Annotated in this window: 23 protein-coding genes; 7 read left to right on the top strand and 16 right to left on the bottom strand. The window is 51.8% G+C overall.

The genetic code is table 11. The annotated features are described in order from the left end of the window. Positions 1-105: 105 nt before the first annotated feature. Positions 106-3,309: a diguanylate cyclase gene (locus IC617_RS19080; protein WP_191145276.1), complete on the top strand. Its 3,204-nt coding sequence runs from the start codon at positions 106-108 to the stop codon at positions 3,307-3,309. Between the two features lie 4 nt (positions 3,310-3,313). On the opposite strand, the gene gpsA is transcribed toward IC617_RS19080, so the two are convergent. From gpsA to IC617_RS12260, 3 genes are read right to left on the bottom strand one after another with little or no spacing between them, the layout of a single operon-like run. After that, positions 3,314-4,327 (bottom strand): NAD(P)H-dependent glycerol-3-phosphate dehydrogenase, encoded by a 1,014-nt coding sequence (gene gpsA / locus IC617_RS12270; protein ID WP_191145275.1) that lies wholly within the window; start codon positions 4,325-4,327, stop codon positions 3,314-3,316. A 5-nt stretch (positions 4,328-4,332) separates the two neighbouring features. Further along, positions 4,333-4,836: a protein-export chaperone SecB gene (secB, locus tag IC617_RS12265; protein WP_191145274.1), complete on the bottom strand. Its 504-nt coding sequence runs from the start codon at positions 4,834-4,836 to the stop codon at positions 4,333-4,335. Positions 4,837-4,895: 59 nt separating this feature from the next. Then, the gene (locus IC617_RS12260; protein ID WP_191145273.1) at positions 4,896-5,324 is read right to left on the bottom strand and encodes a rhodanese-like domain-containing protein; all 429 of its coding nucleotides are present in this window, start codon (positions 5,322-5,324) and stop codon (positions 4,896-4,898) included. 255 nt (positions 5,325-5,579) lie between these two features. Here IC617_RS12260 and gpmM point away from each other — a divergent pair, with 255 nt between their 5' ends. The 3 genes from gpmM (at position 5,580) to IC617_RS12245 (ending at position 8,596) form a co-directional block, all read left to right on the top strand. Next, positions 5,580-7,124 (top strand): 2,3-bisphosphoglycerate-independent phosphoglycerate mutase, encoded by a 1,545-nt coding sequence (gpmM, locus tag IC617_RS12255; RefSeq protein WP_191145272.1) that lies wholly within the window; start codon positions 5,580-5,582, stop codon positions 7,122-7,124. A 12-nt stretch (positions 7,125-7,136) separates the two neighbouring features. Further along, on the top strand, positions 7,137-8,267 hold the full coding sequence (locus IC617_RS12250; protein ID WP_191145271.1) for a murein hydrolase activator EnvC family protein: 1,131 nt from the start codon (positions 7,137-7,139) through the stop codon (positions 8,265-8,267). A gap of 182 nt (positions 8,268-8,449) precedes the next feature. Next, on the top strand, positions 8,450-8,596 hold the full coding sequence (locus IC617_RS12245; protein ID WP_191145270.1) for a hypothetical protein: 147 nt from the start codon (positions 8,450-8,452) through the stop codon (positions 8,594-8,596). 43 nt (positions 8,597-8,639) lie between these two features. Here the strand turns inward: IC617_RS12245 and IC617_RS12240 are convergent, their stop codons facing one another. Together IC617_RS12240 and IC617_RS12235 are read right to left on the bottom strand one after the other, a co-directional pair. After that, positions 8,640-9,023 carry a hypothetical protein gene (locus tag IC617_RS12240; protein WP_191145269.1) on the bottom strand — a complete coding sequence of 128 codons (384 nt, stop codon included), beginning with the start codon at positions 9,021-9,023 and terminating at the stop codon, positions 8,640-8,642. 92 nt (positions 9,024-9,115) lie between these two features. Beyond that, complete coding sequence (locus IC617_RS12235) at positions 9,116-9,385, bottom strand: YkgJ family cysteine cluster protein (RefSeq protein WP_191145268.1); 270 nt, start codon at positions 9,383-9,385, stop codon at positions 9,116-9,118. A 41-nt stretch (positions 9,386-9,426) separates the two neighbouring features. Between IC617_RS12235 and panM the strand changes: the two genes are divergently transcribed. Beyond that, a complete protein-coding gene (gene panM, locus IC617_RS12230; protein ID WP_191145267.1) occupies positions 9,427-9,825 on the top strand; it encodes an aspartate 1-decarboxylase autocleavage activator PanM in 399 nt (132 codons plus the stop codon). A 64-nt stretch (positions 9,826-9,889) separates the two neighbouring features. On the opposite strand, the gene rpoH is transcribed toward panM, so the two are convergent. From rpoH to ftsY, 4 genes are all read right to left on the bottom strand, one after another. Then, the gene (rpoH, locus tag IC617_RS12225; protein ID WP_224745966.1) at positions 9,890-10,747 is read right to left on the bottom strand and encodes an RNA polymerase sigma factor RpoH; all 858 of its coding nucleotides are present in this window, start codon (positions 10,745-10,747) and stop codon (positions 9,890-9,892) included. A 177-nt stretch (positions 10,748-10,924) separates the two neighbouring features. After that, a complete protein-coding gene (gene ftsX / locus IC617_RS12220; RefSeq protein ID WP_191145266.1) occupies positions 10,925-11,905 on the bottom strand; it encodes a permease-like cell division protein FtsX in 981 nt (326 codons plus the stop codon). Next, positions 11,902-12,582, bottom strand: a complete 681-nt coding sequence (ftsE, locus tag IC617_RS12215) for a cell division ATP-binding protein FtsE (RefSeq protein WP_087507021.1) — start codon at positions 12,580-12,582, stop codon at positions 11,902-11,904. The genes ftsX and ftsE overlap by 4 nt, the downstream gene beginning before the upstream one ends. Beyond that, on the bottom strand, positions 12,582-13,781 hold the full coding sequence (gene ftsY / locus IC617_RS12210) for a signal recognition particle-docking protein FtsY (RefSeq protein WP_191145265.1): 1,200 nt from the start codon (positions 13,779-13,781) through the stop codon (positions 12,582-12,584). The genes ftsE and ftsY overlap by 1 nt, the downstream gene beginning before the upstream one ends. 207 nt (positions 13,782-13,988) lie before the next feature. On the opposite strand from ftsY, the gene rsmD reads away from it, so the two are divergent. Continuing rightward, entirely contained in the window at positions 13,989-14,582 is a 594-nt protein-coding gene (gene rsmD, locus IC617_RS12205) for a 16S rRNA (guanine(966)-N(2))-methyltransferase RsmD (RefSeq protein ID WP_191145264.1), read from the top strand. Here rsmD and IC617_RS12200 read toward each other — a convergent pair. From IC617_RS12200 to IC617_RS12180, 5 genes are all read right to left on the bottom strand, one after another. Then, positions 14,558-17,689 carry an efflux RND transporter permease subunit gene (locus tag IC617_RS12200; RefSeq protein ID WP_191145263.1) on the bottom strand — a complete coding sequence of 1,044 codons (3,132 nt, stop codon included), beginning with the start codon at positions 17,687-17,689 and terminating at the stop codon, positions 14,558-14,560. The genes rsmD and IC617_RS12200 overlap by 25 nt on opposite strands. Continuing rightward, positions 17,686-18,744, bottom strand: coding sequence for an efflux RND transporter periplasmic adaptor subunit (locus tag IC617_RS12195; protein ID WP_191145262.1), 1,059 nt, complete (start codon positions 18,742-18,744; stop codon positions 17,686-17,688). Before IC617_RS12195 ends, IC617_RS12200 begins: the two co-directional genes overlap by 4 nt. A gap of 76 nt (positions 18,745-18,820) precedes the next feature. Beyond that, positions 18,821-19,390 (bottom strand): YjaG family protein, encoded by a 570-nt coding sequence (locus IC617_RS12190; protein ID WP_191145261.1) that lies wholly within the window; start codon positions 19,388-19,390, stop codon positions 18,821-18,823. A gap of 3 nt (positions 19,391-19,393) precedes the next feature. Beyond that, entirely contained in the window at positions 19,394-19,711 is a 318-nt protein-coding gene (locus IC617_RS12185; RefSeq protein WP_191145260.1) for a putative signal transducing protein, read from the bottom strand. Beyond that, a complete protein-coding gene (locus tag IC617_RS12180; RefSeq protein ID WP_191145259.1) occupies positions 19,711-20,307 on the bottom strand; it encodes a YhgN family NAAT transporter in 597 nt (198 codons plus the stop codon). Before IC617_RS12180 ends, IC617_RS12185 begins: the two co-directional genes overlap by 1 nt. A 232-nt stretch (positions 20,308-20,539) precedes the next feature. Between IC617_RS12180 and IC617_RS12175 the strand changes: the two genes are divergently transcribed. Beyond that, positions 20,540-20,863, top strand: coding sequence for a DUF1820 family protein (locus IC617_RS12175; protein ID WP_191145258.1), 324 nt, complete (start codon positions 20,540-20,542; stop codon positions 20,861-20,863). Between the two features lie 11 nt (positions 20,864-20,874). Here IC617_RS12175 and IC617_RS12170 read toward each other — a convergent pair whose 3' ends face one another. Next, positions 20,875-22,011 (bottom strand): methyl-accepting chemotaxis protein, encoded by a 1,137-nt coding sequence (locus IC617_RS12170; protein WP_191145257.1) that lies wholly within the window; start codon positions 22,009-22,011, stop codon positions 20,875-20,877. 146 nt (positions 22,012-22,157) lie between these two features. Beyond that, the gene (locus tag IC617_RS12165; RefSeq protein ID WP_191145256.1) at positions 22,158-23,639 is read right to left on the bottom strand and encodes a phospholipase D family protein; all 1,482 of its coding nucleotides are present in this window, start codon (positions 23,637-23,639) and stop codon (positions 22,158-22,160) included. Positions 23,640-23,672 lie beyond the last annotated feature (33 nt).

Below are 23,672 nucleotides of genomic sequence, written 5' to 3'. Positions count from 1 at the left end.
GCCGGTGGTTTTGTGATAAACCGGCGATTTACTAGTCGGATCGATCTGAAGATAATGGTTGGCTAGTCAAAGCAAGGGATTTGTTGTGTCACCATGGAACCGCTCGTGAGCGAATCTGCAGTCACTCAATCGGCCACATTCAAGCGTCTTCGGCAGCGTTGGCAGCAATGTCAGCAAGGCTCGGCGAATTTGACGTTTATCCGAGGCGATCAGCGCGAGCACAGCTGCCAGATGATCGATCATTGGGCCGCTAGCGAGGGCCTGACCGCGTTCCGTTGGCGCTTGTATGAGCGCGATACCTGCCATCCCTTTAGTCCGTTGCTGCCACTGATTGCGCAAGTGATTCGGCAGCGTCAAATCAGCCCAGAACAGTTGCTTGACGGCATTGCTGTGCGAAATCAATATCGCGCCATTTTACTGCGGTATTTTGCTGGTAAGTCGCCATCTCGGGTGGAATTGCCCTTGCCGGGCGAGCTGGTATACGAGCGTAATTTTGCCGCGAGTCTGATTGTCTCAATGTTGCGCTGGTTGGCTGAGCAAGCTCCTTTGTGTTTGCTCGCCAGTGATTTTCAGTTTGCGGGGCCATCAACACTGCAGGTGGTGAAGCAACTTGCCGATATCACTTCAGTGCCGCTAATGCTGGTGATCGCCCTTGATCCGGAATACATCCATGCTGATGAGCGAATTCAAGATCAGTGGCATGGTTTTGTCGAATGGCTCGATGGCGATCAAGGTCTGCTAGAAACCAATGCTCACGAGGCGGCTGGCGCCGCTCAGGCATGGCCAGAAAGCCCGTTTATTATGGCCAAAGATCCGCGGGCCATGTTGCGTGACTGTGAGGCGTTGCTGGCTTTGATGTGTTTGCCGGAAGCCAGTTATGCAGCAGAGCAGACCGAGCGAAACTTTATCGTCAAAGGCTTAAGTCATGACACCAGTTCGCGGCTGCATTTGCAGGCCTTCAAAGGTCATTGCCTGCTCTATTTGGGTGAACTAGACGAGGCCTTTGATGCCCTTGATAGCATTTTAGAGCAAGCGCAGCTAGGCGCCGATCGGCGTGCGCTAGCCAGAGCCTACCGTCATTTGTGCTGGGCTTATATTTACAAATCCGATCTGACTCAGGCATTGAGCTGTGGTCGTCAGGCCGTGAACTATGCCTCGGGCCTAGCAGATGAGCGCGAACGGGCCAATTGTTTGTTCAACTATTTTGTTGCCTGTAATCGCGCTAACGCTGGTTTTGGCCTTGAGCGCATTGCCGAGTTGCTGCAATTGTTGCAGCAACTGAATATGCACAACGGCCAAATTTACGTTTGCCGTAATATTTTTGGCCAGCTTGAACATTCCACCAAGTTGAGTCAGCCGCAAGCATTGGAGGCTGCCAAAGAAGCCATCCGAATCGCAAAAGAGACGGATCAGCGCGCTGGCTTAGCGGCCGCCTATCACTCGCGAGCGGTGGTGCTGGAGTCAATGCAACGAATGCATTCGGCCAAGCGCTGTTTTGCGATTAGTGAACGGCTCCGCAATCAACTGCAAGATCCGGTTGAAATTGCTCGGGTACGCAATGGTTTTGGTTATTTTTACTGTCAGCAAGAGCAGTTTCTCGACGCCTACGATTATTTCAATGGTGCCCTGAAACAAGTCATCAAAGCCAATGATGTCGGCGAGACCATTGCCACCATGTATAACTTGGCGTGGCTTTATTTGATGGTACGCAACTACCGCCACAGCGCGACGATTCTGGAAAAATTACGCCGCTTAATGGTCAGTCAGCATTCCAGCTACTTTGCCTACCGCAATTTACATGACGTGCATTTGATGCAAGGCGTGGTGTTGGTGCTCAGTGGTGAAGCATTGCGAGCGCAACAATGTCTGGAACGCAGTAAACGGCTGTCGATCCCGATGTCGCAATCGGCCAGCCTGCTGCAACCAATCCTTCAGCTGTTGCTGGCCGACAGCAACGGTGAAGATAGAATCGACCGAGAAGCCACCGTGAACGCCATTGAACAGCGCCTTGCCACCAGTGTGCGGTTGCGCAATCAGTTTCAATTGCTGTGGCTGGAAGTGCAGGTCCGCTGTGCACCATCGCGTGATAGTGGCATTGCCATCTTAGAGCAAGCCGATGGTATTAAAGTAAGAATGCCGGCTGGCTGGCAGTCATCGCGACAATGGTTGTTGGGCAACGAGGCCGTGCTGGTGAATTTGCCGCTGCCGACACTGGAGTTGGACCACTTGTTCCTGCTGGCACAGCAAGAAGCGCGGCTTAATCAATTGTGGAAGCGAATGCGCGAAGTGCGCTTGATTAGCGCCTTGCAAGCGATTGGTTCAGATGCATCAAGCGAATCGGTGATCGCGCGCGAAACCGTGCGATTGCTGTGTGGCCATTATGATTTTCAGGTCGCCATGGTGGTCAACTGCCAAACCGAGCAAGCGGAAGTCATGGCGGTGCATGTTGACGGTCAGGTGCAGAATTTTCCGGTCGACGAGCTGGCCGAAGATGTTCGCGATTATCGCAATCAACAGTTGTTGTTGAATCGTAGTTGGTTGTTCCGTGGCGGCAGCCAGCGGTTGAGTTCAGTGTGCGTGTTACCACTGCGCGATGGCAACCTGCGCTGTTGTCAGCTGGTGCTGGTTAATATCGATCAGCCTTACTCGCCAAGCAAACATGATCAGGAAGTGCTGTCGCTAATTGGCAATCAGTTGGCGAGCCAGTTATTGGCGGTCCGGCAAAAGAATAAGTTAATTGAACTAAGCTCCATCGATACCTTAACAGGGCTGGCCAACCGGCAAGCGCTGCAAAGTACGATTCAAGATGAAATTAATCGTGTGCGGCGTTATTCCGGCAAAATCGGCTACATGTCGTTGGCGTTTATGGATCTGGATAATTTCAAATACTACAACGATACCTTTGGCCACGATGCCGGTGATCTATTGCTGCAATGGTTTGCTGATTTGTTGTTGGAGCAGCTCCGTGATGTCGATGTGGCTGGCCGCTGGGGAGGCGACGAATTTATCGTCTTTATGCCCGAAACAGGCGCCGAGCAAGCACAATTTGTTGGTGAACGTATTCTGCAGGCGCTTGCCAGTAAGCGTGGTTTCACTGAAGCCCTAAGCAAAGCGTTGAAGCGGCCGGTGGTGATCCCTCAAGAGAAATGGTTGAGTTGTTCGGTGGGGGTGACGCAAACCGATTATCGGTTACATGCGCCCAATGCGGCCAGTATGCTAACCGAGGCAGATAAGGCCCTGTATCAGGCCAAAGACAATGGTAAAGGGCAGGTGATTCGCTTTCAGACCAGCGAAGCACCTGCTCAATAAGCGCTTAGCCTGCTTTGCCTTCGCTGGTTTGCTCGCGAGCTAACAAGTCAACGGCAGCAAGTTGTGCCGGTTTACCTTGATAAAGCACCTGATAAACCTGATCAACAATTGGCATCTCAATATTGAGTCGCTGAGACAATCGGTACACCTCATTGGTATTGCGATAACCCTCAACCACTTGGCCAATATCTTCAGCAGCCTGCTCAACCGTTTTGCCTTGGCCTAATGCCAAGCCAAAGCGGCGGTTGCGAGATTGATTATCAGTGCAGGTCAGCACCAAATCACCGAGGCCAGACATGCCCATAAAGGTTTCTGGTTTTGCCCCAAGAGCAACGCCCAGTCGGGTCAGCTCTGCTAGTCCGCGGGTGATGAGGGCCGTGCGAGCGTTCGCGCCAAAACCCATGCCATCGGCTAAACCGGCGCCAATGGCAATGACGTTTTTCACCGCTCCGCCAAGTTGCAAGCCAATAAAGTCATCATTGCGATAGACCCGAAAACGCTTCGGACAATGCAGCAAGTCGGCCAGATCAGTATCGAGCTGATCATCTTCACCGGCGACCGCAATTGCAGTGGGTAGCCCCTTGGCAATTTCCATCGCAAAGGTCGGGCCGGAAACAACCGCCAGCGGGATGTTATCGCCCAACTGTTCTTTCGCCACGTCGCCGAGTAAGCGGCCGGTGTCTGCTTCTAAACCTTTGGTGGCCCAGGCAACCCGTGCGCCAGCTTGCAAATGGGGTTGAATCCGCTGCAACACTTGGGCAAATGCAAAACTTGGCACCACCACCAAAATGGTATTGCAGGCGCTCGCGGCTTCGGCAATATCATTGGTAACGGACAGTGTCTCGGGGAATTCAACGCCGGGCAAAAACTCTTTGTTTTCGCGGTCGGCTTGGAGGCGTTCAACGTGATCGGCTTCATGGCCCCAAAGCAGCGTTTGGTGGCCATTGCGGGCTATCAGCAAAGCCAGAGCGGTGCCGTATGAGCCCGCTCCGAGTACCGTAATTGCTGGCGTTGGCATTGCGATTAAGCGTCGCTGCTACTTGCTGCAGCGGCTGCCGCTTGCGCTTCTTGCTGACGCTTCTGAACGTATGAAGCAAACAGCGCATCAAAGTTGACCGGTGCCAAGTTCAACTGTGGGAAGGTACCACGAGTGACTAGGTTGGTAACGGCTTCACGAGCATATGGGAACAGGATGTTCGGGCAGAATGAACCGAGCATGTGAGCCAGCTGGGCTTCGTTCACTTCGCCAATACCGAAGATACCCGCTTGTTGTACTTCACATAGGAACGCCACTTCTTCACCAACGTTGGTGGTGACGGTGAGCGACAGTACAACTTCATAAGCATCGTCAGTCAGTTTGCGGCTCTTGGTATCCAAGTCCAATTTAACTTCTGGCTTCCACTCTTTTTGGAAGATATCTGGCGCATTTGGCGATTCGAATGAAATATCTTTGATATACAAACGCTGGATGGCGAACTGAGGTGCTTCAGGCGCTGCGCTGCCGTTTGCTTTTACTTCTTCTGACATGGTTGGTTACCTTATTCTGGCGTTGGCCAACGGGCCAACGAATCAATTTTAGAAATCTGTTATTTGCTGGCTACTGGTAAATTGGCCTGACGCCATTCATTCATGCCGCCGCGCAGGCTATAAATGTTTTCCAGTCCCAATTGTTTAAGTGTCGCGCAGGCTTTGTTTGCCGTCATTCCTGCCTCGCACACAACTATAATGGGTTTGCCTGCTAGCTTTTCAAGCTCTGAACGGTTGCTTTCTGTGATCTTCGACGCAACGATGTTCTTTGCTCCAGCAATGTGGCCCTTACGGAAGGTATCTACTGCACGAATATCAACCACGGTGGCGTTATCTCGATTGACCAGCATGGTTAACTCGTGAGGAGAAACCAACTGATAGCCCCGAAAACGGCCGCCAATAAAACTGTAAATCAACATACCGGCCAAAATGATCCAAGCTCCGCTGAGTAGTGGATTGGCTGATACGAATTCAATTAGTTGATCCATCGTGTCTCTCTTCATGAGGGTGAAAACTTATTCCGCCGCGCACCATTGGCTGCGGCGAAAATCGCCAACGGATTATACATAGATTATTGAATCGGGAGCACCCGTTTATCTGGCGCATTTTTCAACTCGTTGCCTTAAGCTGATTTGTGTCATAATAACCGCCAACAAAAGGAAGCAAAATTCGACGCCATGTGTTTGCCACCGAAACATCTGGCAGAAGTTTTAATTCATTGAAGGTACAAGAGAAACGCTAGCATGAGTGATCAAAAGAAAACGCTGGCCCTAATCATCCTTGATGGTTGGGGTTATCGCGAGGATGACACCAGTAACGCCATTAACCACGCCAACACCCCAAATTTAGACAAATTGGCAGCCCACTACGCCAGTGGTCTGATTTCTGGTTCGGGTTTAGATGTTGGCTTACCTGATGGCCAAATGGGTAACTCGGAAGTCGGCCACATCAATATCGGCTCTGGCCGAGTGGTGTATCAAGAACTAACCCGCATTGCCAAAGCCATTGAAGAGCGTACGTTCTTCGAAAACGCGGCACTAACTGGCGCTGTTGACAAAGCAGTGGCCGGTGGCAAAGCCGTTCACATTATGGGTTTGATGTCGCCAGGTGGTGTTCACAGCCACGAAGACCACATCATGGCAATGGTTGAATTGGCTGCAGAGCGCGGTGCCGAGCAGATTTATCTGCACGCTTTCCTCGATGGCCGAGACACCCCACCACGTAGCGCCCAAGCAACTTTGGAACGCTTTGCTGCTAAATTCGAAGAACTTGGTAAAGGTCGCATTGCGTCATTGTGTGGTCGCTTTTACGCCATGGACCGCGATAAGCGCTGGGAGCGTGTGCAGTCGTGCTACGAGCTGTTAACCGAGGCAAAAACAGATTACACCTACCCGACGGCAGTTGAAGGTCTGCTGGCGGCGTATGAGCGTGATGAAAACGATGAATTCGTTGCTCCGAGTGTGATCAAAGCTGATGGCGAAGCCGATGCCGCGATTAACGATGGCGATGCCGTTGTGTTCATGAACTTCCGTGCTGACCGTGCTCGTGAAATCACGCGCGCATTTGTTGACCAGCCGTTTGATGGTTTTGAGCGCGCTAAAGTGCCGGCGCTGTGCGATTTTGTCATGTTGACCGAATATGCCGCAGACATTGACACCACGGTGGCATTCCCACCAGAAAAATTGAACAACGTGCTGGGCCAGTGGTTGGCCGACCATGGTCGAACGCAGCTACGTATTTCTGAAACCGAAAAGTACGCGCACGTCACTTTCTTCTTCAACGGTGGTAAAGAAGACCCGTTTGAAGGTGAAGATCGGATCTTAATTCCATCTCCGAAAGTTGCTACATACGACTTGCAGCCAGAAATGAGCTCGGAAGATTTAACCGACCAGTTTGTTGAAGCGATTAAGAGCAACAAATATGACGTCATCATTTGTAACTACCCGAATGGCGACATGGTTGGTCACACCGGTAGCTTTGATGCGGCAGTGAAAGCCTGTGAAGCGGTTGATCACTGTATTGGTCGCGTAGTTGATGCGTTGGATGAAGTCGGTGGCGAGTGTTTGATCACCGCAGACCACGGCAATGCTGAGAAAATGCGTGATGAAACAACTGGTCAGGCGCATACCGCTCACACCAGCGAGCCGGTTCCTTTGATTTACTTCGGTCGCGAAGCGGAGTTGGTTGAAGGCGGTAAGCTTAGCGATCTGGCGCCAACTATGCTGAGCTTGCTCGGTATGGAAACGCCGCCAGAAATGACCGGCAAGGTACTAGTTAATCTGAAATAAGGTTTAATCTAGTTGCCGTTATTATCTTCTCGTTATCAGGCCAGCCTCGTTGCTGGCCTGCTGCTGTTGAGCTGCACAACTGCGGTGGTTGCCTCGGAGCAGCCTCAGGGCAGTCAGCTCAAGGAAGTTCAGCAAGAGCTTGAGAAGCGAAAAACCAGCCTGAGCAAACAACAGCAGGCACAAAAACGGGCGCAGGCCGAGTTGCGCTCCGTCGAGCTGGATGTTGCAGCCCAAGCCAAAGAGCTGCATCAAACTCGCAGCCGAATCAAAGATAATCAAGCCCAGCAACGCGATCTCCAAACGAAACGCAGTCAATTGGAGCTGCAACGAGCTGAACAGCAAGAAGTCTTAGCTGCACAACTTGAAAGTCACTTTTTGGCAGGTCGTCATGATTACCTAACGATGCTGATGAATCAGCAAGATCCCGCCACTATCGAACGAACCCTGACCTACTTTGAATACCTAAATAATGCCAGAGCTGCGGCGCTGGAAGCGATTCGCCAGACCCAACACCGGCTCGAGCAGGTCGATCAAAATTTATTGGCCAACGCGCGCCAACTGGAAGAGTTACTCGGCCAGCAGTCTGCCGAACAACAGCTACTGAAAACGCAAGAAACCAGACAACAGCAGGCGATTCGGGCGCTGAACCGCCAGATTAGCTCTGAACAAGAGCGCATTGCCCAGTTGCAATCCAGTGAGCAAGAGTTGCGTCGATTACTGGATGAATCGGCTAAAACTCGCAGCTTAATCAAGCTCAGTGGTTTAAAAAAAGGCGCGCTGAAGTGGCCAACGAAAGGCAAGCTTAAGCACAAGTATAATAGTCGTCGTCACGGTCAAATCCGCTGGAAAGGCGTGTTAATAGATGGCCAAGCTGGCGACGATGTCAGGGCAATTGCCAACGGTAAAGTGCTATTTGCCGATTGGGTGAAAGGTATGGGGCTGGTGATGATTTTGGACCACGGCAAGGGGTACATGAGCTTGTATGGTCATGCGCAGACCTTATTGCTCCAAGCTGGTGATGAAGTTCGCTCGGGAGATACCATTGCGCTGGTTGGGCAAAGCGGTGGACAAACCAGTGCCGGCCTGTACTTTGAAATGCGTCACCAAGGAGCGCCAGTTAATCCGGCTTCATGGTGTAAGTAACTGATTTGTAAGCGCTAATAACAACAATTAAACATACTTGATTTTTATCAATGTCAAGTGCGGTTGTCTATTTTTCGGTATTATTTTTACTGGTATTCCCATTCATTTTGTGAGTTAATTCACATCCCCGAGTAATGTTCTGTCAGAGCATCTTACTCTTCATCAAATGCCAGAGGTTATCCATGCTTGAATCGCGCAACATGACAGATGAGCAGACCCAATCGCCGACCAACACATTGGGAGATATGCTCACGATGATTGCAGCATTAGATCAGGACAACCAACAAGGGGTGGTTGAAGACCCCGAAGAAAGCTTGAAGCTTGCATAAAAAAACGCCGCAAATAGCGGCGTTTTTTTATGCTTGTTTGAGCCTACTGATTGGCGGCAGAGGCAACCTGCTCAAAGCTATAAGGAATTTCTAATTGCTCCAGCTTTTGTTGCCACTCCGTGAGTAGCTCCGTCATATGTTCAGCAATGATGGTCATCTCGTCGGCTGACAAGTCCTTGGTGTTCCACTGGCCTAAGCTGTGGCAACTACCGGTGAGCAATTCGACTTGGGTGAGTTCATTCTCTGGCATGGCATAAACGGCGTGCCAGCCAAAATAAATTCGATCGACCGGCTCAGCGTTGGGGTTACGGCAACCAAGCATGGCTTCCAGCGTCACCGTGCGCTGTTTGTCATCGGTCGCCATGAGAAAGCAGGCAAAGTCCTTGGCCGCTAACTTGACAACTTTTCTCCAGAGAGTGTGAGACATGTAATATCCGTCCGTTGGGTTGCTTCTATGAACGCTTAGCTTTCATGTTAACAATGCTAATCTACTCATACAATGCGCTATTTCTCAAATCGCTAGGGTTGAGTCGCCTGTTCGAGCTGGTTTAAGTGATCAAATGCAAATTGGTCCGTGTTGCCGCAGGTATCGGGCCGAGCTTTGAAGTCGAGGCAAAACTGTGGTCGGCTGGGCTGACCAAACAATTTGCAGCGATTCAATTCATCCAACTGAACACAGCGCACGCCAGCCGGTTTACCTTGTGGCATTCCTGGGATCGGAGAGGTAATCGAAGGTACAATGCAGCAGGCGCCACAACCGGCGCGGCAAGCAAAATTAGTATCGGCCATTTATTCAGCTTTCGTTGTTACACTTGTTTTAGAGAGTCACCATGCGTCTATCTGTGCAGCCATTGCAGCAAATTACTCCCGCACTTTGTCAGGATCTGGCAAAACTACCCTTACCTGAAGGGGTTGATGATATCGAATCTTGGCTGCAGGAGCAGCAATCGGATGTTTGGCTAGCAACGTTTAATGCCAAATACATCGGCTTGTTATTACTATCAAGCCGCCAACAGCAACTGCATATTGATTGGCTGGTGGTGCGAGAAGCCACTCGCCGACGGGGTGTTGGGCGTTATTTGTTGGAACAAGCCATTGCTGCCTATCCTGATAAGGAGACGGTGGTCGCCGGCAAAGATGGTGCGATCCCACAATTACAACAATATGGCTTTTTGACCGCGCTTGGGTTTAGCGACCAAGGGCATGGTCGTTGGCTCAAGGCCTGGTGATAGCCGTCAAATTGCACCCACAAAAAAAGGCGCTTAAAGCGCCTTTTTCTATGCAGCTCAGTGGCTAAGCAGCCATCGCAGCTTTCAACTTTTTCATCGCATTCTTTTCTAACTGGCGAACACGTTCTGCGGAGACTCGGTACTTGTCAGCCAATTCTTGCAGCGTCACCTTGTTATCTTCGTCCAACCAGCGAGAGCGAACAATGTCTTGACTGCGCTCGTCTAGTGATTGCAGCGCTTCGGTCAAGGCGCCGTAAGCATGCTGCTCCCAGTTGCTGGTTTCAACGTGTTGAGCGACATCTGACGATTTGTCTTCTAGATACAGCACTGGCGCGTAGGAGCCAGTGGCGCTGTCATCTTCGTCATTGGCCAAATCGAACGATTGATCGTGGGAACTCATGCGAGATTCCATTTCGACCACTTCTTTGGTGCTAACACCCAGTTCATCGGCAACGGTTTGAATTTCAGCTTGGCTGAACCATCCCAAACGCTTTTTGTTTTTGCGCAAATTGAAGAACAGTTTGCGTTGCGCTTTGGTGGTTGCCACTTTTACGATGCGCCAGTTACGCAGGACGTATTCGTGAATTTCGGCTTTAATCCAATGGACGGCAAAACTGACCAAGCGAACACCAACCGTTGGGTCAAAGCGCTTGACCGCTTTCATCAAACCAACGGTGCCTTCTTGGACCAAGTCGGCTTGTGGCAAACCATAGCCAGAGTAACCGCGCGCCACGTGAACAACGAAACGCAGGTGCGACATGACTAATGCGCGCGCCGCTTCCAAAGAGCCGGTTTCCTGTAATTCATGGGCAAGCTCCCGCTCCTCTTCGGCGGTGAGCATAGGCATACTGTTGACGGATTGAATGTAACCATCCAAGCCACCTTGTGGAACAGTGAGTGCCATTGAAGAAGAAATGCTCATGTGCTGATTGACCTCGTCGAATCGAATTAGGGCTAATTTTAGCACTCGTACGCAGAGAGTGCTAAAAACGATCTATACCTAACTGAGACTTAATTTGCAACGGATGGTTCCATTTGTCGTAAAAGCTGAGTGGTGGCGCGGCTTGACGGGTGATTCTGTGAACAATTCGCGGTGTGGTTATGAGGTCGGCTCGATGGCTCGAATATGTTGCTGCACCGACAGCCAGGATCCCAGCAAGCCCATGCCTGATGCGATGATCACCAGAAACAGACTTTCATTGGGTTGTAAGCCTTCGAGCACTATGGGGTAGTCGTAAAGCTGGGTTAGGGTGTTGATGGCGCTCTCAATCCACCAAAGCAGCAGAGTTGTAACAATCCATGACAAAAAGGCGCCAAACACACCATACCAAACGCCAGCATAGAGAAATGGCCGCTGAATGAACTGATCGGTGGCACCGACCAGCTTCATTACCTCGATTTCGGTTTTGCGGCTGACAATCGACAGCCGAATGGTGTTGCCGATCACCAGCACAACGGAAAAACATAGCAGTGTGGCCAACGCGATGAGGGTATCTTCGACAACGGAAACCATCGCGTTGAGCCGCTCTAGCCACTCGATATCGAGTTTCACCATGGCCACAGCATCTAGCTGGCGCAACTCATTGGCCAGTGCTTCTGCTGCTGATGCGGTTTGCTGCGCTGCCGCTGGCTCTACCACCAAAACATCAGGTAGTGGATTACTGTCGAGGTAATTTAACGCGTTACCGAATCCCGAGGTTTCTTTAAATTCGATCAAGGCATCGTCTTTGCTGTACCAATCCACTTGATTAACGGTCGGCCATTGTTGCAGTTCAGCCACCAGTTTTTCGACGTGATTGATTGCGACATTCTTTTTCAGGAATACCGAGATTTGAGCGGGGTTGTCCCAGTTGGCCGCCACTTGCGCACCGTTCTTACTGACCAAATAAAAAGCGGCGGGCAATGACAAACTAAAACCGAGCACCAGCATGGTCATCAAACTTGGCCCTGGCGTCCGCCATAAATCACCCAAACTGGCAGTGGCTTGGCGCATATGGCTGATCCACCAACTTGCAATGCGCTGGCCGAGGGACAGTTTGCGGTCAGTGGCACCGGCGCGGCGTTCGAACAACAAACTCATAGTTGATGCTCCGCGATGAGGCCATCATTGATCATGTGGCCGTCGCGCAAGGTCAGGGTGCGATAGCGCATACGGGCAATCAAACCTAAGTCATGCGTTGCGATGAGAACGGCAACATCAACCCGATTAAACTCTTCGAACAGTCGAAGAATTTCCATCGACAGCGCCGGATCGAGGTTTCCGGTTGGTTCGTCGGCGAGAATAATCGGCGGCTTATTCACCACCGCGCGGGCAATTCCGACTCGCTGTTGCTCACCGCCAGATAGCATACTTGGTAGCAAGCGCTCTTTATCAAGCAGGCCGACCTTATCTAAAGCGGCGGCAACGCGTTTGCGAATTTCCTGATGAGGGTAGCCTTCAATAACTAGTGGCAGTGCAACATTGTCAAACACTGGCCGGTCAGTGAGTAAGCGGTGATCTTGAAAGATAATGCCGATGTCGCGCCGCACTAATGGAATATTGCGGCGAGTGACGGTGTTTAAGCTATGACCATTAATAAAGACGTTGCCGTGACTCGGCCGTTCGAGCAGGGCAATGAGTTTCAGCAAGGTGCTTTTACCGGCGCCGGAGTGACCGGTCAAAAATGCCATTTCCCCTTTTTTCAGGTGAAAACTGACATTTTTCAGGGCGTGATGACCTGAGCTGTAAACTTTATCAACGTTATCAAAGCGGATCATTAGGCGTTATCTTGCTCATCCTGACTAAATAGCGCGTCAACGAATTCTTTGGCCGCAAAAGGCCGCAGATCATCAATGCCTTCACCAACACCAATGTAGCGTATCGGAATATTGAACTTGTCGGCAATGGCGAAGATCACACCACCTTTGGCGGTGCCATCGAGCTTGCTCAGGGTGATGCCGGTCAGGCCAATGGCATCGTTGAATAATTGCGCCTGAGATAGTGCGTTTTGGCCGGTGCCAGCATCTAACGTCAGCATGACCTCATGCGGCGTATTGGCATCGAGCTTTTGCAACACCCGGACAATTTTCTTCAGCTCTTCCATCAAGTGCGCTTTGTTCTGCAAACGTCCTGCCGTATCAGCGATTAACACATCGACGTTGCGCGACTTGGCCGATTGCAGAGCGTCGTAAATCACTGAGGCACTGTCAGCACCGGTGTGCTGTGCCACGACAGGCACATTGTTGCGCTCACCCCAGACTTGCAGCTGCTCAACGGCTGCTGCGCGGAAGGTATCGCCGGCTGCCAGCATCACGCTTTTGCCTTCGCGCTGGAATTGTTTCGCAAGTTTACCAATGGTGGTGGTTTTACCGACGCCATTGACACCCACCATGAGCAAGACGAAAGGGCCTTCTGCCTCGGTTTGTAGCGGTTGGTCGACAGGCGCGAGTAACTCGGCCATTTGCTCTTTGAGCACGCCATACAAGGCTTCGCCATCGGTGAGCTGTTTGCGATCAGCATGTTGAGTGAGGTGGTCAATGATTTTAGTAGTGGTATCAATGCCCACGTCCGCCATCAGCAGTTGGGTTTCCAACTCTTCGTACAGATCATCATCAATCTTTTTGCCGGCAAAAAGGCTGAAAAATCCGCTACCAATGTTGGATTTTGTCTTCTTTAACCCTTGCTTTAAGCGAGCGAAGAAACCAAGCTTTTCTGGCTCTGGCTCTGGCTCTGGCTCTGGCTCTGGCTCTGGCTCTGGCTCTGGCTCTGGCTCTGGCTCTGGCTCTGGCTCTGGCTCTGGCTCTGGCTTCGACTCAGCCACTGGTGCTGGTACTTCAGCAGGCTCCGCTGTGGTTTGTGGCTCCGCTTCGGACTCCGCCGATTGTGCCGTTGATTGTTCGTTTCCGAGAGTCTCTGCCGGTTCGCTCTTGTCTTTGCGGAACCAGGAAAACAAACCTTTGTTCTTTGATTTTGCCATGTTAAATGAACCCACCCTCCTGACTCCGTATGACAACGGTGAGGGTTAAGAAAAACTGGTAGACTACATCCGCCTCGCTGCGGGAGCGCGAACAAAGCCGACATAAATATTACGTATTTGATGCGGATGTTACCTGCTTCTGGCGCGTTTTTCATCCTGCTAACGTCAGCGCGTTAGCCAAGTAATTAGGAAGAGTCACCACGATTGATGCGGAAAAACACTAACCGAACAAATAAAACCCCGAATAACGTAGGGCAAATACGGATCATCGCTGGCCAGTGGCGGGGCAGAAAATTGCCTGTTCACGACTTACAAGGGCTCCGTCCGACCACCGATCGGCAAAAAGAAACTCTGTTTAATTGGCTGCAAGGGCAAACTGATGGCGCTCAGGTGCTTGATTTATTTGCTGGTGCTGGTGGCCTCGGTTTTGAAGCGCTGTCACGCTATGCCGACGGCTTAGTGGCAGTGGAAATGGATGCGGCGGCAGCTCGGCAGCTCAAAGCAAATGCCGCCACCTTGCAAGCGACAGCTCAGGTGGTGCAGGGCGATGCACTGGCATTTTTGCAGCAAACGCCCACACAGAGCTTTGATTTGGTGTTTGTCGACCCGCCATTTCAGCGAGATTTATTAGCGCCAACACTGGCATTGCTGAGCCCTTGGTTGGCACCGCAGGCGTGGGTCTATTGTGAATCAGAAGCGGGATTAGCGATGCCACAACTACCAGCGAACTGGCAGCTGTGGCGCGATAAAGTGGCGGGGCAAGCCCACGCCAGACTTTATTTGGTGGAGTCGGCCGACTGATCCTTGGCGGCTTTCATGGCCGCCAGTTGTCGATCCAGCTCGTGGCTAACATCGTCTGGTGAGCCGCTTCCGCGGGCCAACAAGGCGTACACAGATGGCACAATGGTCAGGGTGAATGCGGTGGCGACCACAATCCCTGTTAACACCACCACACCGATGACGATACGTGTTTCACTGCCGGCGCCGGAGCTGACCACCAACGGCAGTGCTCCCAATGCAGTGGTGACTGCGGTCATCAGAATCGGCCGCAGGCGCTGTCCGGCCGCTTCAATGATGGCATCTTCAAAGGCCATGCCTTGGTCGCGCAGCTGGTTGGTAAATTCAACGATCAAAATACCGTTCTTGGCCGCCAGACCAATCAACATGATGATGCCGATTTGGCTGTAGATGTTGAGTGATTGGCCGAACAGATACAGTCCCAGCAAAGCACCAAAAATAGCCAATGGCACCGTCAGCATGATCACCAGCGGGTGAATGTAGCTTTCAAATTGCGCTGCTAACACCAAAAACACCACCAGCAAAGCCATGGTAAAGACGAAGTAAATCGACCCACCGGACTCTTGATAATCCTGCGACTGCCCCTTGTAACTGATCATGGCGTCAGCAGGCAGGTAGGTGTGGGCAATGTCATTGAGATCATTCAGCGCTTCGCCCAGGGTATAACCGTCGGCCAAATTCGCTTCTAAGGTAATGGCGCGCATCCGGTTGTAGCGGTTAAGCGACGTGGCGTCGGCAAACTCTTCCACCGTCACCAGGTTAGAAAGCGGGATGAGCTCCCCGGTATTGTTGCTGCGAACGTACATATTGGTCATGTCCGTTGCTGAATTCTGCCGCTCACGCTCGCCTTCAAGAATGACGTCATATTCTTCGCCGCGCATCATAAATGTGGTGACAACACGGGAGCCCTGCATGGTTTCCAAGGTGCGGCCGATTTCCGCAACCGAGACGCCAAGATCGCCAGCGCGCTCGGTATCGACTACCACCCGTAACTGCGGTTTGGTTTCTTTAAAGTCGTGGTCTAAACCGATTAAGTTCGGGTTCTTGCTCGCTTCGCGGATCATGATGTCGCGCCAGCGGGCTAGCTCCTCGTAATCGCTACCACCAAGCACAAATTGAACTGGCTTGCCAACACCGCCGCCGAGTGCTTGGCGCATAATCGGGAAAGCCCGAACACCGGCCAAATCGCCAATCCGTTGTTGCACTTCGCCCATGATCTGCCAGGCGCTCGGGCGGTTTTCCCAGTCATTGAGCACTAGAATGGCAAAGCCGCCGGAGAAGTTAGAGGTGCTGCCAAAGGAGCGAGGTGTGCGGATCAGCAGTCGTTTGACATCGCCGCGTTCGGCCAATGGCATTAGCCGGCGCTCGATTTCATCCATGTACTGCTTGCTGTACTCGTAGGTGGCTCCTTCATGAGCATTAACAATAATGAAGAAAGCGCCGCGATCTTCTTTCGGCGTAAACTCTTCTGGCACTTGCTTGAACAGCACGCTGACGGCGCCAACCGCGGCAATAATAATGACAAAGGTGAACCAAGGTTTTTGAATGCGGTTGCGCAGGCTTTGTTGATAGGCGCGACGCACTTTGTCGAGGCCGGCATCCATTTTCTGGGTAAGCCAGCTTGGTTGCTCATGGGGCTTGAGCAGCTTGGAGCACATCATTGGCGACAGGCTGAGCGCCACCAAACTGGAGAATGCGACTGCCGCTGACATCGCCACCGCGAATTCGGTAAACAGCTTGCCGATATCACCTTCAAGGAAGGTGATGGGTAAAAATACCGCAATCAGTACCAGCGTTGTAGCGACCACCGCAAATGACACTTGCCGCGCACCGAGATAAGCCGCCACCAAGGGGGACTCGCCCGACTCAATCCGTCGGTGAATGTTTTCCAGCATCACAATGGCATCATCCACCACCATGCCGATGGCCAGAATCATGGCTAGCAGTGTTAGCAAGTTAATGGTGAAGCCCAATAGATAGAGCACGATAAACGTACCCATTAACGACACGGGTACCGTTAGTGCTGGGATCAGCATCGCCCGCATGTTGCCGAGAAACAACAGGATCACCAAGATCACCAGGCCCATGGCAATGAATAGCGTTTGGTAGACCTCTTCAATGGAACGCTCAATAAACACTGACGAGTCGTAGCTGTTGATCAGTTCCATGCCTTCGGGTAATTGCTGGTTAACCTCAATTGCCAGTTTGCGAACTGCTTTGGCAACTTCCAGCGTATTGGCAGTGGATTGCTTGGTGATGCCCAAACCAACCATAGGTACGCCGTTGCCTCGGAACGATTTACGCTGCTCCGATGGGCCGATTTCAACTTTCGCCACATCGCGCATACGAACGAGATAATCGTTGTCGCCGCGCTTGATGACCAAGTTAGAGAAGCCTTCGGCGGTGTCATATGCTCGCTGAATTCGAACCGTAAACATCATGTTGTCTGATTCAATATTACCGGCTGGCAGCTCCACATTTTCCCGTCGCAGGGCGGCTTCGATGTCGTTCACGGTCAGGTTACGTGCTGCTAGCGCTTCGCGGTCGAGCCAAATTCTCAGCGAGTAATCTAAACCACCGCCAATGCGAACCCGGGCAACCCCATTGATCACGCTGAATCGATCTTCCAAATAGCGCCGAGCGTAATCTGTCAACTCGAGCAAGTTCATCCGATCGGAGGTCAGGTTGAGCCACATGATGGTGTCATCATCGGCCCCAGCTTTGGTTACTTCCGGTGGATCGGCTTCGTCTGGCAAGTTATCCAAAATGCGTGAAACGCGCTCGCGAATATCGTTGGCAGCCGCGTCAATATCGCGTGAGATATCAAATTCAATGGTGATGCGAGAGCGACCATCTTCACTGCTTGAGATGATATTGCGAATGCCTTCAACACCGGCGATCCGGTCTTCAATGCGCTTGGTGATGCGGCTTTCGACGACCGAAGCGGATGCCCCTCGATAATCGGTGCTGATGGATACCACAGGGGCATCAATGTCGGGGTATTCGCGCAGCGGCAATTTGTCGAACGAGACCAAGCCAAACGCCAGCAGCAATAAGCTGATGACCGAGGCAAAGACGGGTCTTTTGACAGATATGTCGGTCAGGATCATGACGCATCCCCACGCCAGTCTTCAGTTTGGATCATCACTTTCGAGCCGATACGGACTTTTAGACGCCCTTCAATCACGACATTTTCGTTGGCTTCAATGCCGCTGATGATTTCCACCATGCCATCCTGGCGCATGCCGATTTCGACTTGCTTTTGGCTTACTGTATTGCTGTCATCAACGACATAAACAAAGTGCTTGTCTTGCAGCATTAGCAAGGCTTGTTCGGGCAATGCCAAGACTTGGTTACGAGCGCGGATCACTTGCACGCGCAATAGCATGCCGGGGCGCAATGCGCTGTCTTGGTTATCAATTAACGCACGGACATCAACCGCGCGAGTGACCGGGTCGATGCGCGTTGCCAAGCTGCTAACCTCACCTTCAAAAGCGCGGCCAGGATAAGCGGCGCTGGTTGCCGCAATGCTGGTGCCGGGCTGAACGGCGGTGAGGAAACGTTCGGGGATTTGAAAATCGAGTTTGACGATACTGATGTCATCAAGCGTGGTGATCACGGTTCCCGGAGTCACCAAAGCACCATTGCTGACTTGGCGGAAGCCGAGCTGACCGGCAAATGGCGCAGTAATTATGCGATCGTCAAGGTTTGACTGTGCTTCGGCAACGCGGGCTTCACCCACGTCGATCAGCGATTGCAAACGGTCAAGTTCGGAACTGGCCACCGTGCGCTGACGCACCAGATCTTCAATCCGTTTGTATTCGCGCTGTTGTTCGGCCAAATAAACCTTGGCGGCTTGGAGCTGTGCTTGTTGCTCGCCACTTTGCAGGCGCACTAGCACTTGGCCTTCTTTGACTTGCTGACCATCGGTGAAGCGAACCTCAACCACCTTGTCGGTAGTATTGGCGGTGACTTCAATATTGCTGTTGGCTTGCAGTGTGCCAAGTGCTTCAAAACGGTCTTCCATGATCATCGAAGTCAACGGTGCGACAACGACGGATGCGGTTGGCCGCTGGCGGTTTTCGACCTGCGCGTTTTGCTGGTAGCGCCAGTACACGGCACCGGCAACGGCGATGATGATGAGCGCAACGACAATGCGTTTCATGAGTGAGTATCCTGTCTTAGTCGGTGTATTTTATTGTTTTGGTTGTTGTTTTAATTGTGCTTGCGTGGCTTGAGTGTTACCGCTCAATACCGATACTGCTGACACCCTGCTCTCGGATCAGTTGTCGCAGTTGTTTATTGTGCTGATAGTCGAGCTTGGTTTTGCTTGTTACCTCGGTCAGGATCTCATCCTGACTGTCGTGTTCGAACACCATCAGTGGATGAGTGCTGAGCTTTTCGCCTTCATCCAAGTCGTTGGTGGCCTCGATAAACCGAGCGACACTGGCGCGCGATAAACGACTGATGCTGACCACCTGTTCCGGATCTTTTTGAATCAACAACTGTAAACAGTGGTCAATGGCCAGCGCTGCATCGAGCCCTAAAAAGCAACCGAGGCTGTCATCAAGGTGTGGGTCGGGCATCAGCTCTTGTAGCTTTTCGGCTTGTTTGACAAAGTCGATGCGGCTGCCCGCGACCGTTAAGTGCTCCCAAACTGTGTCGAGAATGGCTCTGGCTTTGCGCCCTGCTTCGCTGTCATTGGCTTCTGCATAAAGCTGAAAATTTGGCAGCATGCGCTCGGCAATGGCGGCGCAATAGGCCGCTTGTTGCCACGCCTGCAGTTCTCTTAGTTGATCATTAAATGCCATGGACTATTCACTCCGGTTGGCGGCATGGCCGCATTGCCAGCATTGTTCGAAGCTGGCAGGATTTTGTTCGTGGCATTGGCTGCATTGCCAATTGCCCTGCGACGATTGCTGTTGCCACTGGTTGAGCTGCTGTTGTGCGGCTGGCAATTGCTGTTCATCAACCCAAAGCTCAATTTGCAGCAGGTCTGCGGGTAGTTCACCAATCGCGCCGCCGAGGGCTTCGCCACGCAACTCGGTGGCAATGCCGCAATGGTTGAGCAAACCCGCCAGTAAATTTGCTTCGATACTATTGGCGGCCTGATAAAGGCGAACTTTGCTCATTAATGCATACTCGCTTCCAGGTAATCGGCAATACCATCGAGGAACATCTGAACGCTGAGCATCACCAGAATCATCCCCATTAACTTTTCCATTGCCGTCAGTCCACGCTCGCCGAGCCACTTATGGAAGTTTTGCGAGAACAGTAGGATCAAGGTTGTTGGTACCCAAGCAGCAAAGAGTGCCAGCGTCCAATCGACCATTCTGCCGGGCTCTTGGTTCGCCAGCAGCAGTAGCGCCGCTAAAATTGATGGCCCCGCCACCAACGGAATCGCCATGGGTACGATTAGCGGCTCTTCGCCTGCCGCTAAGCCAATGACGCCGCCGGGCTGAGGGAAAATCATTCGAATCGCAATCAAAAACAGAATGATGCCGCCAGCGATGCTGACCGCTTCTTGTTTCAAATGTAAGAATGACAAAATTGCCGATCCGGTGTAGAGGAATATCAGCATGATGGCCAAAGCAATCAACAATTCGCGCAGCAGCACGATACGGCGGCGCTTGGGATCGACCTGTTTTAGGATGGACATGAATACGGGCAAGTTGCCCAGTGGATCCATGATCAGAAACAGCATGGCCGCGGCCGATAAGGTTTCCATCTTTACCTCAGTATAAACGTTAATCTGATACCAATGCCGCAGCGAAAGTGGTGCCTCGGATCGGTATTATTGGCCCGCGAGTCTACCAGACAAGGCAAGAAAAATGCCTGTCGGCGTCGGGGTTTGGACAACAATTACTGTAAATAATTGTAAGCAAAAATAGCGAAACATGGCGGCGCTTGTTGGTAAGCGGATGAGCGATTAGAATGGCCGCGATTATTTGGAGGAGCCCATGTCTGAATCAACGCCTTTGTATCGAGTTCAATTTGTTGTCAACGGCGAACAATACCAGTTGTTCGTTCGCGAAGTGATACAGGGCAGTTTGTGGGGCTTTATCGAGATTGCTGATTTTGTCTGGAATACCCAATCGGAACTCTTGGTCGATACCGCTGAAGAGCGCCTAAAAAGTGAATTCGAGGGTGTTCAGCGAACTTACCTGCCGATGCACAATGTGTTGCGAATTGATGCGGTTGAGCAGCGCGGTCGCGCCAGTATTAAACCTCTATCAGACAAAGTGGCCCAGTTTCCTGGGCCTGTGTATACCAAAAAGCCGTAGGGTGTTAGACCTTAACGCCGAGCCTGCCGTAATTGCTCGATGATGCTGCGCAGTGAATTAGTCTCGCCGGCCAATTGCTGACCGTTATCACTTGCCACCTGAATATTGCCCGAAACGCTGTCAGATAGAGCTTGCAGCGAGCTAACATGGTTGCTCGCGGTTTCCGCCACTTGCTGTTGACTGGTGGCGTGTTCAGCAATTTGGTTATTCATATCGCTAATGGCGGTGACATTGGCCCGAATATGCTCCAATGCATCGCTCACTTTTGCAGATGTTTCAATGGTTTGCTGCGCCGCTTGTTGACTTTCCTGCATCGCAGCATTGGCCTCAGTGGAGGCTTTTTGCAACTCATTGATGATGGTTTCAATTTCTTCAGTGGAATGCTGAGTCTTTTGTGCCAACGAGCGAACTTCATCGGCAACCACGGCAAAGCCACGACCCTGTTCGCCAGCGCGGGCTGCTTCAATCGCCGCGTTCAGGGCGAGCAGGTTGGTTTGCTCGGCAATCGAACGGATCACCGTGAGCACTGAGCTAATGTTGTCGCTGTTGTCGCGCAGTGTTTCAACTTTATTGGCGGTGGTATCAATTTGTTCGGTCAGTTGATTGACCGTATCCATCGAGCTGATCACGATGGCGGCGCCTTCATCGGCAAACTTGCGAGTGCTGGTGGTTTGTTGTGCCGCTTCTGAAGCATTGCTAGCAACCGTGGCGGCGTTGCTGTTGAGTTGCTCTAAAGTGTCAGATAACGCTGATAGTTCGCGTTGCTGCTGACCATTGACTGTGAGTGTGTTGTCGCTGGCTGCGGCCATACTCTCAGCATTGAATTCCACCGTTTGGCTGAGGTTTTGTACCTGCTCGGCGATTTGTTCAAAGCTTTTTACTTGCTCTGCTTGAAGTGCTTGCATTAACTGCACCGGATCGCTCGGTGGCGAGGTTAATTTGCTATTTGCTGCAAGTTCGCGAAGCGGTGTGACAAGCCACTGTCCTAAGCCCCACTGTAATGCTAACCATACCAAGATGAGCTGCACCAATAGCAGCATCAGGCCTTGCGCCCAAGGTAAGCCATCGAGCACAGCAATGGCCACGATCAGTGGCAGAACTATGGCGATGCCACAAAATGTCGTTAAACGCAGTCCGAGGCCGTTCATGTTGCGATTCCTTACAGCAGAAGTTGAACCTTAGGGGTTCTTATAAGTGGAGCTATTATCGACATTTTTCGCCAGGTCTTAAGCCTTTATCGGATTTATTCTTGCACGATGTGAAGTAAATCATCGGCGCAGCGACTGGCAGCAAATCAAAGCTGTTTGTGGATCGGCAGCCAACTGAACATACGAGCCACTAGGCGCCGCCAGCGAGTGGTTTCTGGCTCGTGGCGTTTGAGCTCGGTTTGACCGCGGCGAACGCGGCGCCAGAACAGATAGCCAAATCGGCGACTAACGCGCCAACTATTACCCTGTTGGGTATGGCTGTTGAACTCCGCCAAAACCTGCGCGGTTAGTGATTCGCTGTCGATTAACAAACCCATTTCGGTATTGAGATGAATGGAGCGCGGATCGGCGTTATGGGTGCCAATGAAGACTTTGTTCTGATCGAAGATCAGGGTTTTGCTGTGCAAGCTATAGCGTGATGGCGCGGGTGGTTGAAATTGTGCCGTGGGCGATAGCTCGTAGATGGTCGCGCCTAGTTTCAGTAGTTGTTGCCGGTACGCCATGTAGCCGCCATGGGCAATGAGTACATCATTGCTGGCGAGCGAATTGGTCAAAATGGTCACTTTGACGCCGCGCTTGCGATATTGCCGTAGCAGTTCGAGCATGCCGGGAGTTGGGATTAAGTATGGCGACATTAAGCGCAAGTTGGCTTTCACTTGGCGCAATGCCAACAGCAAGGGGTCGCTATCATCGGCTGGTTTGCGACGGCCAATTTGAACTTTATCGGGCAAATCATACAACACCGTTGCTTTGGCCCAAGTTAACTGTTCCGTGATTGCGGGCACCGATAATTGGGTGAGCTCTTGTAAGCGAGCCACATGGCCATATTGGCGCGAGCGCTTGAATCGTCGCAGCATGAGTTGCAGCCGCTTTCGTTGTCGTACGGGTAGGCTGACCTTCAACAGCGAGCCGACCGGAATTGCCCAGCGGCTATTCCAGAAATCATCGAAGGCACTGCTCATTGCCGGAATGACATCACCGACGGTGAGTAAATCGAGATCGCGAAAAGTGACCTGACTCGAAAGGCCAAAGTAGTTATCAGAAATATTGCGGCCACCGCACAAGGCGACCAGCGAATCGACCAAGATCAGCTTGTTGTGCATGCGATGATTGACGCGATCATCACGCAGCCATTCCAGCGGCCGGGTTAACGGCGTCATCCGTCGGGAGTCGAACGGATTGAACAAGCGGATCTCGATATTGGGGTGCAAATCCAATGCTTGTGCATTGAGATCGGCATCAAAGTGAATATCATCAATCAGTAATCGAACCCGAACACCGCGATCGGCGGCGGCAATGACGTGCGACATCAATAGTGAGCCGCTGTTGTCATCGAGCCACTTGTAGTACTGCAAATCGAGGCTGTGATCCGCTTGGTCGATTAATGCCAGTCGAATGGCTAATGCTTCATCATCACGGCTAATTAGACGAAAACCGGCATTGGGTTGATTCAGTAGCTGCTGCTTGGCAAGCTGATCGCCAATGCGACATTGATAATCCGCTTCATAAGCGTAACTGGCTTTACTCTTCCAGTTGCGGGGGATGCGAATAATGCTCGACGATTTCATACCTAGTGATCACCTACCTGTGAGCAATGGCTC

The organism is Neiella litorisoli, assembly GCF_014773395.1.
Classification (GTDB): Bacteria; Pseudomonadota; Gammaproteobacteria; order Enterobacterales; family Neiellaceae; genus Neiella; species Neiella litorisoli.
Note: the sequence above shows the minus strand (reverse complement) of the source record. Positions and strands in the feature narration are given on the sequence as shown.